Consider the following 6,418-nt stretch of genomic DNA (forward strand, 5'->3'; position numbering starts at 1 on the left):
GCTGTCGTTCCGGGAGGCATCGAGTCGTTCCGGGGAGGCACCGATGCGCGCCGAGTGGGACGATTCAGGTGTACGTCGAAAAGGGGGTCATCATGGCCATTATTCGACAGAGCATCGATGTCGACCGGCGTCCCGAGGACGTCTACGACTACGTCATGGACACCCCGCGGATACCGGAGTGGCAGCTGAGCGCCGTGTCCGCGGAGCGCCTCGATGAAGGGCCCTTCGGCATCGGCTCCCGGTTCCGGGTCACCCGGCACGTCGGCCGCCGCGTGATGCCGATGACCATGGAGGTCGTCGAGTACGACCCGCCCCACACCTGGGGCATGCGCGGTGTCGACGGCCCCGTCCGGGCACGGGTGCACGGCGAGGTCGAGCCGTACGACGAGGGGAAGCGCTCCCACGTGACGATCGAGATCGACTTCGAGAGCCACGGCGTCGGCAAGGTCCTGGTACCGCTCGTCATGCGCCCCCAGGTCCGCAAGGAACTCCCGCGCAACGAGCAACTCCTCAAGGACCGTCTGGAGCACACGGACGCGTAGGGCGTATTCCCTCCGGTGTCGCGGGTGGAGCGGGCGGGGCACGGGCCACCGTCGGCGATCTGCGACACTGTTTAGCCATGCCTAAGCCCGGAGAACTGATGTGCTCCGGGCACGAAGAAGCCCCCTACCCGCGATGTTGTCGCCAGTAGGGGGCCGTCTTATGCCCCGTGGGCCGTCTCCGGGCCGTCAGGGCTTCTGGGCCGTGCCGAAGACACCGTCCAGGGCCCGGCGGGCACGCTCGGTGCTGCTGGGCATCAGGTGGGCGTACACGCGCAGCGTCATCGCCGGGTCGGAGTGCCCGAGGTATTCGCTCACGGCCTTGATGTTCTCGCCCGCGTCCAGGAGGACCGAGGCGTAGAAGTGGCGCAGAGCGTGCATTCCGTGCTGCCGGGCGGAGGCGTACGGCTTGCCGGGCTAGGGCGTCGGGATGAGGCCGGCCTCCGCCAGGGCGTGGCCCGTCAGGCCTGCCCCACGGCAGAGCGGCTCTTTGCCCGGGCCCCCACGGCCGACGAGGCGAAGCTCCTGCAACTACCGCCGGGTGAACCGGTCGTCGAGCTGCATCGAACGACCTATTCGGCATCTGGCACAGTGGTCGAGTTCGCCATCGGTGTTCATGCGGCTTCGCGCTTCGCCTGGGAATACGACTTCAAGGTTCCGGACTCGGCGAAGGGCGAGAAGGGACAGTAATGATTTCGACACAGGCACGGGCCGACGCACGACGCCTGTGGGACTACCACCAGATGGGCCACACCCTGCGGCCGTGCTCTGTCGCGATCGGCCTGGGCAGCCACGACCTGGGTGTGGCCGATACGGCAGTGGATCTGTACAAGCGCGGCATGGCCCCACTGCTTGTGTTCACGGGAGCTACCAGCCCCACGACGCGAGAGCGCATGCCGAGGGGCGAGGCAGTCCACTACCGCGAGCGGGCTCTTGAACTCGGCGTTGCCAGCTCCGCGGTGCTCGTAGAGCAGCACGCGCGCAACACCGGCGAGAACATCCACTTGTCCAAAGCCCTGCTCGAGAAGGCCGGAGTGGACGTGTCCTCCGTGCTCCTGATCAGCAAGCCGTATGAGGAGAGGCGCTCGTACGCGACGGCGCGCAAGCTCTGGCCGGAGATTGAGGTGGTCAGCGCCTCTACCCCGATGACGTTCGACGAGTACGTTGATTCCATCCGGGATGCGCGACTGGTTATCGACATGCTTGTGGGGGCGCTTCAGCGTTTGCTGATCTACCCGGAGCAGGGGTTCATGATCAGCCAGCCGGTGCCGGAGGACGTACGTCAGGCGTTCGAGCGGCTATGCCGCGAAGGCTTCACCAGTCGGCTCCTCAGCACCACCGGCAAGGCTTCCACCTGACATCAACTCGGCGCCAGTCAGGCACTCATGCCACGAGGCATGCTCCTACCCGACCGGCCACGGCCGAGCTGTTACGAGTTTCTCTACCTCATCAAGCCCCGGCTGCGCTCCGCTCCGCCGGGCGCGCTTCCCGGCTCCGCTCCGGGCGCTGCTCCTGCCTTCGGCCCGCTCCGCCCGGGCTGCGCCGACGCGCGCCCACATGTGGGACAGGCCGGTGACCTTGAGTCGAGAACCGCGGGAGCGCGGCAACCCTCAAAGCATGCCTCCGGCGGGGGCGCTCAGGCTCCGAGATGGCGGGGGCGCCGTCCGCGAGTGCCGGCCGGAGTAGTGGCGAGCGCGGGGAGCTCCCATCCCGTCTGCCATCGACCCAGGCAAAGCCGAGCAGACGCGGCCCCTGGCGTCCAGGTCGTTCGTACAGTGGCGCGCTCCACCTGGACGCCAGGAACCACGCCCGCTCCAATGTGTGTGGGTCGACGGCAGACGGGATGGGAGCTGGGGCGGGTGATGGGTAACGGACGAGGTGAAGGTGCGGCTCGAAGGACGGGCACACGAGCCAGGCATCGAAGACTCCGCCGACCTATGCGTCGAGCTCATCGCCGGGCTGCGACCAGCGCTTGATGATCTTTGCGGGAGATTCCGGGGCTGGCCACACCTGGATACGGATCTTTTCAGTGGTTTCGGGGCTCTCGTCAGAGTCGATGTCGGCCTGAGCTGCACGAGCCAAGTTGCTCCGGGTCACGCGGACGCGGTTCCAGCCTGGCGGGACCTCGAACGTGGCCGCATCGGGGGCGTAATCCGTGCAGCCCAGAACCGTCAGGCGACCCAACGAGACATCGAGGCTGGCCTCAACCACGTGATCGAACTCCAAGCTGTCATCACTCGGCTCCTGAGGCAGCAGGACAACAGTGACGGATACGTTGACATTGACAGCCGTGCCGATGCCCAGCGCATCCTGTGCAACCGCGAGGTGATCGGCAACGGCCTGGTCGGTCCACGCGTCGCTCAGATCACCGTCCGAATCCGCATCGGATACGTGTATCTGGAAGTAGTCGGCGAAGAGGGTGAGTTCTGTCGTTGTCGTCATGGCGGCACAGTGCCATGCAGCACTGACAGCCGCGGATGCGGTACGACCGTGCCCCTTCCATGCCCGATACGACGGGAAGCCACGGGGAACACGAGGCAGTCCCAGGCACGAGCACACGGCGACGGCCCCCGACCAACTACCAGGTCAGGGGCCTTTCTCGCTGCTCACCACGCGGAAGCGGTGGGATTTGAACCCACGGTGACATCGCTGACACGACGGTTTTCAAGATTGTCGAGGGCTTGACTCGGTCATTGAGACCCCGCCGACCTCCAGGGCAGCGGCGTCCCTCGCGTGTGGAAAGTGCGTGGGCCATGGCCACTGAGGATCACTAGACTTCGCGAGACGGTTATTCGGGAATAGTGCTGCCATCTCGATGCCCATATGTAGCGCAGATTCAAATTCCCATCGAGTCCACTCTGTCATCAGGTAATTTTCAGAATGAACGGCAATGAAATTTTCCGCGCGCGCCAGAGCGTTAATTACAGTTTGTGTTCTGTCAATGCTTGGATCATGCGCCTCTAGGTCGTCTACATACACGCAGCCCAAACCGCCGAGGAGTGCCCTTATCTCACATAGGCGCTCAATGTCATTGTCGCGCCTTGAATAGCTAACGAAATAACGCACAGGCATTCCTACCCATCAAGCCAACCGACCGCATAGGCCCATGCCGCCAGAGCAGACAGTCCACCGAGAATGGCATAGTACGCCATCGAAGCATTGAAGGCTGCGCGCCAGGCAGTCACGGCACCTGACGTTGGAATGGCGGGCGGGTCACTCTGTGAGGAGCCCGGTGCGGGGTGTGTGCAGCGCACCGCCCTCCGCCGCCAGAGCACGGTCATTGCCGCCCTGAGCTTCCGCTGATAGTAGTAACTAAAGCTGTCGGCCACCCAGAAAGCGATGATCACTAAGACCGCGGCAAGAAACAATGAAGGACCCGGTCTTTTGTCGCCAAATGAAGTGATGATAGTGCCGACCGGGACAAGGATGAGTGCGCATAGCTTCTTCAGCTCAAGGCAAGCTTCGGAGGCCTTTAGAGTTGCCGCGTGAAGCTGGTCGAGTTGATCTTTGTCCAGATCGTCTGCAGTGGGTCCACTCACTTCTACGCCATTCGTTTCGGTGGATCACAAATCGGCCGCATCAGCACAGTCATTCCATCACGAATCGTTGCGCCCCGTAGGCGGATTCGGTGATCTATAGGTTGCAATGCACAGCACGCGGCCAGTTCCCCAGACACGAGCGCCCTCACCGGCCGTCCTCGGGCCGTGGAAGGAACGAGCGTGTACGGCCGCGTCCTGGCCAGATCGCCCCCTTGTGCGCCCTTCGTGTACGTGTCACACAGTTCGAAGGCGGGATCAGGGGGAGGGGAGCACTGCATGTCGGTGTTGGGTGGCTATCCGGTAGGGCCGTCGGCCTGGGCCGTCGAGCGGTTTGGGCGCCATGCCGGCGCGCTTGCCGCTGCGGTCCCGGAGCAACTGGCCGAGGCACACGGGAAGGCTCATGCAGCACATCTCGCTGCGGGGCTGAAGAAGCGGAGTCCGTACGGTGTCGCCCTTGCGGGGCTGGTGCGGGAGAACCTGGCGGAGACGGCGGGGGAGCTGGGCGAAGCCGTCCGAGACGTGCGCGGATATGAGTATGCGGTGATCAACGATCACGCACTCTTCCCGTTCCGGTACGCGGACAGGCCCAGGCCCTTGGACCGAGCTCGATTGCCCGCCAACGCGTCGCCCACTCGGCACCGGCTGCTCCGGGCGCATGGGCCACAGCCTCCGGAAGGCCTGTTCGACGTCGATGGGGACTTGGCGACCGAGGAGTACCTGGGGCTGCGCGAAGCGTTCGAGGAGCTGGGAGCTTCCACCAGGCTGGTCTGTGTGTTCTTCACGGCCGACGTCGAAAACGGCATCCATGCCATCCATTGGGGAGACGCGCACCTCGAACCCGACCGCACCTTTACGTGGCCCTACAAGGAGCAGCTCCCGGTCGCTCCCGTGCAGATGGAGTGACGGGCGGTGACGCCGCTGCCTGCAGTGCACAGCCGGTGGGAGGCTGGCTGAGTCCTGGGCCGTCCCGGGGCCGTGCGAAGCCGACCAACGCCGACAGTCAGCACCCGCAGGTGACCACCCCCACCCCACTCTGGCCTGGGCAACCGGAGTTGATCTGCCACACTGGATGGGTTATGCCTGCACCCGGAGAACTCACATTCGTCGCCCCCCGCGGAGCCAAGAAGCCGCCGCGGCATCTCGCTGATCTCACTCCTGCCGAGCGCAAGGAGGCCGTTGCGGCTGTCGGGGAGAAGCCGTTTCGTGCCAAGCAGCTCTCGCAGCACTACTTCGCGCGGTACGCGCACGAGCCGGAGCAGTGGACCGATATTCCGGCCGGTGCCCGGGGGAAGCTGCAGGAGGCGTTGCTGCCCGAGCTGATGAGCGTCGTGCGGCATCTGTCGACCGACCAGGGCACCACGCGCAAGACGCTGTGGCGGCTGTTCGACGGGACGCTCGTCGAGTCCGTGCTGATGCGGTATCCGGACCGGGTGACCATGTGCATCAGCTCGCAGGCGGGGTGCGGGATGAACTGCCCGTTCTGTGCGACCGGGCAGGCGGGTCTGGACCGGAATCTGTCCACCGCCGAGATCGTGCACCAGATCGTGGACGGCATGCGGGCCCTCCGGGACGGTGAGGTCCCCGGTGGTCCGGCGCGGCTCAGCAACATCGTGTTCATGGGCATGGGCGAACCGCTCGCGAACTACAACCGGGTCGCCGGGTCCATCCGGCGGCTCACCGACCCCGAGCCCGACGGGGTGGGGCTCTCGCAGCGCGGGATCACCGTCTCGACGGTCGGGCTCGTCCCGGCGATCCACCGCTTCGCCGACGAGGGCTTCAAGTGCCGGCTCGCCATCTCGCTGCACGCGCCCGACGACGAGCTGCGCGACACCCTCGTCCCCGTGAACACGCGGTGGAAGGTCCGGGAGGTGCTGGACGCCGGGTTCGAGTACAGCGCCAAGTCCGGGCGGCGGCTGTCCATCGAGTACGCGCTGATCCGGGACATCAACGACCAGGCCTGGCGGGGCGACCGGCTCGGGCGGCTGCTCAAGGGCAAGCCCGTGCATGTCAATCTCATTCCGCTGAACCCGACGCCGGGGTCGAAGTGGACGGCCTCGCGGCCCGAGGACGAGAAGGCGTTCGTGGAGGCCATCGCCGCCCATGGTGTGCCGGTGACGGTTCGGGACACCCGTGGACAGGAGATCGACGGGGCGTGTGGTCAGCTCGCCGCCACCGAACGGTAGTCTGACCGGCGTAAGAACATCTGCATATCCGACACCTGCATATTCCGACAGGGGAGCGCCACAGCGCTGAGAGTGCGGCACACGGCCGCAGACCCTCCGAACCTGGCCCAGGTCATTCTGGGTAGGGAGATCGGTCATCACTCGAGCTGTTGCGCCC

7 protein-coding genes, 2 pseudogenes and 1 riboswitch are annotated in these 6,418 nt (G+C 65.5%); of the genes and pseudogenes, 5 read left to right on the forward strand and 4 right to left on the reverse strand.

Features of this window, described 5'->3' with window-relative positions; all coding sequences use genetic code 11:
• Positions 1-92 precede the first annotated feature (92 nt).
• Positions 93-542 carry an SRPBCC family protein gene (locus ACFTZL_RS38905; protein WP_382593409.1) on the forward strand — a complete coding sequence of 150 codons (450 nt, stop codon included), beginning with the start codon at positions 93-95 and terminating at the stop codon, positions 540-542.
• 158 nt (positions 543-700) lie between these two features.
• Here ACFTZL_RS38905 and ACFTZL_RS38910 read toward each other — a convergent pair.
• Positions 701-992: pseudogene (locus ACFTZL_RS38910) on the reverse strand (tyrosine-type recombinase/integrase); the annotation flags it as partial.
• Positions 993-1,019: 27 nt separating this feature from the next.
• On the opposite strand from ACFTZL_RS38910, the pseudogene ACFTZL_RS38915 reads away from it, so the two are divergent.
• A pseudogene (locus tag ACFTZL_RS38915) lies at positions 1,020-1,229 on the forward strand (UTRA domain-containing protein); the annotation flags it as partial.
• A complete protein-coding gene (locus tag ACFTZL_RS38920; RefSeq protein WP_382593412.1) occupies positions 1,229-1,897 on the forward strand; it encodes a YdcF family protein in 669 nt (222 codons plus the stop codon). The pseudogene ACFTZL_RS38915 and the gene ACFTZL_RS38920, both read left to right, overlap by 1 nt.
• A 577-nt stretch (positions 1,898-2,474) precedes the next feature.
• On the opposite strand, the gene ACFTZL_RS38925 is transcribed toward ACFTZL_RS38920, so the two are convergent.
• The 3 genes from ACFTZL_RS38925 to ACFTZL_RS38935 all read right to left on the reverse strand — a co-directional run bounded on the left by ACFTZL_RS38925 (position 2,475) and on the right by ACFTZL_RS38935 (position 4,078).
• Positions 2,475-2,981, reverse strand: coding sequence for a hypothetical protein (locus tag ACFTZL_RS38925; protein ID WP_382593415.1), 507 nt, complete (start codon positions 2,979-2,981; stop codon positions 2,475-2,477).
• Between the two features lie 222 nt (positions 2,982-3,203).
• Positions 3,204-3,611: a toll/interleukin-1 receptor domain-containing protein gene (locus ACFTZL_RS38930; protein WP_382593418.1), complete on the reverse strand. Its 408-nt coding sequence runs from the start codon at positions 3,609-3,611 to the stop codon at positions 3,204-3,206.
• Between the two features lie 2 nt (positions 3,612-3,613).
• Positions 3,614-4,078, reverse strand: coding sequence for a hypothetical protein (locus tag ACFTZL_RS38935; RefSeq protein WP_382593421.1), 465 nt, complete (start codon positions 4,076-4,078; stop codon positions 3,614-3,616).
• A gap of 276 nt (positions 4,079-4,354) precedes the next feature.
• On the opposite strand from ACFTZL_RS38935, the gene ACFTZL_RS38940 reads away from it, so the two are divergent.
• Positions 4,355-4,981 carry a hypothetical protein gene (locus ACFTZL_RS38940; RefSeq protein WP_382593424.1) on the forward strand — a complete coding sequence of 209 codons (627 nt, stop codon included), beginning with the start codon at positions 4,355-4,357 and terminating at the stop codon, positions 4,979-4,981.
• Positions 4,982-5,154: 173 nt separating this feature from the next.
• The gene (gene rlmN / locus ACFTZL_RS38945) at positions 5,155-6,261 is read left to right on the forward strand and encodes a 23S rRNA (adenine(2503)-C(2))-methyltransferase RlmN (RefSeq protein ID WP_382593427.1); all 1,107 of its coding nucleotides are present in this window, start codon (positions 5,155-5,157) and stop codon (positions 6,259-6,261) included.
• A gap of 39 nt (positions 6,262-6,300) precedes the next feature.
• Positions 6,301-6,407, forward strand: a riboswitch (TPP riboswitch).
• Positions 6,408-6,418 lie beyond the last annotated feature (11 nt).

Source organism: Streptomyces sp. NPDC056948, from assembly GCF_042674225.1.
Taxonomy (GTDB): Bacteria; Actinomycetota; Actinomycetes; order Streptomycetales; family Streptomycetaceae; genus Streptomyces; species Streptomyces purpurascens.

Excerpts from the sequence above, each read along its gene's own strand:
- ACFTZL_RS38905 (WP_382593409.1), top strand. The coding sequence starts at position 93 with ATGGCCATTATTCGACAGAGCATCGATGTCGACCGGCGTCCCGAGGAC.
- ACFTZL_RS38920 (WP_382593412.1), top strand. The coding sequence starts at position 1,229 with ATGATTTCGACACAGGCACGGGCCGACGCACGACGCCTGTGGGACTAC.
- ACFTZL_RS38925 (WP_382593415.1), bottom strand. The coding sequence starts at position 2,981 with ATGACGACAACGACAGAACTCACCCTCTTCGCCGACTACTTCCAGATA.
- ACFTZL_RS38930 (WP_382593418.1), bottom strand. The coding sequence starts at position 3,611 with ATGCCTGTGCGTTATTTCGTTAGCTATTCAAGGCGCGACAATGACATT.
- ACFTZL_RS38940 (WP_382593424.1), top strand. The coding sequence starts at position 4,355 with ATGTCGGTGTTGGGTGGCTATCCGGTAGGGCCGTCGGCCTGGGCCGTC.
- rlmN (WP_382593427.1), top strand. The coding sequence starts at position 5,155 with ATGCCTGCACCCGGAGAACTCACATTCGTCGCCCCCCGCGGAGCCAAG.